The 562-nt window shown below is 73.0% G+C and carries 1 protein-coding gene; it reads left to right on the top strand.

The window, feature by feature from the left end; translation table 11 throughout:
- Positions 1 to 562: IS200/IS605 family accessory protein TnpB-related protein (locus ALMP_RS42555; protein WP_264937414.1), on the top strand; the 562-nt coding region annotated here is incomplete at both ends.

Below are 562 nucleotides of genomic sequence, written 5' to 3'. Positions count from 1 at the left end.
CCGAGGCCGCTGGTACCTCACCGCCTCCTGGACCATCCCCCCGGTGAAGACCGTGCCCCTGGCCACCGCCCGCGCGAACGGCCTGATCGGGGTCGATACCAACGCCGATCACCTGGCCGCCTGGCGGCTGGACGAGCACGGCAACCCGGCCGGCTCCCCGCGCCGCTTCGACTACGACCTGACCGGCACGGCCGCGCACCGCGACGCACAGGTCCGCCACGCCCTGATCCGCCTCCTGCACTGGGCCAAGCGACACCACCTGGCCATCGCCATCGAGGACCTGGACTTCACCGCCGAGACCACCCGGGAGAAACACGGCCGCCGCAAACGCTTCCGCCACCTCATCTCCGGCATGCCCGTCGCCCGGCTGCGGGCCCGGCTCGTATCGATGGCCGCCGACCTCGGCATCCCCCTCGTGGCCGTCGATCCGGCCTACACCTCCCGCTGGGGCGCGCAGCACTGGAAGAAGCCCCTCACCAGCAAGACCAGAAAGACCACCCGCCACGACGCGGCCGCCGTGGCGATCGGCAGGCGCGCCCTGGGGCACCCGATCCGGCGACGG

The organism is Streptomyces sp. A012304 (genome assembly GCF_026008495.1).
In the GTDB taxonomy this organism is placed as follows: domain Bacteria; phylum Actinomycetota; class Actinomycetes; order Streptomycetales; family Streptomycetaceae; genus Streptomyces.
The sequence above is the reverse complement of the archived record's forward strand: the minus strand, read 5'-3'. Positions and strand labels throughout refer to the sequence as shown.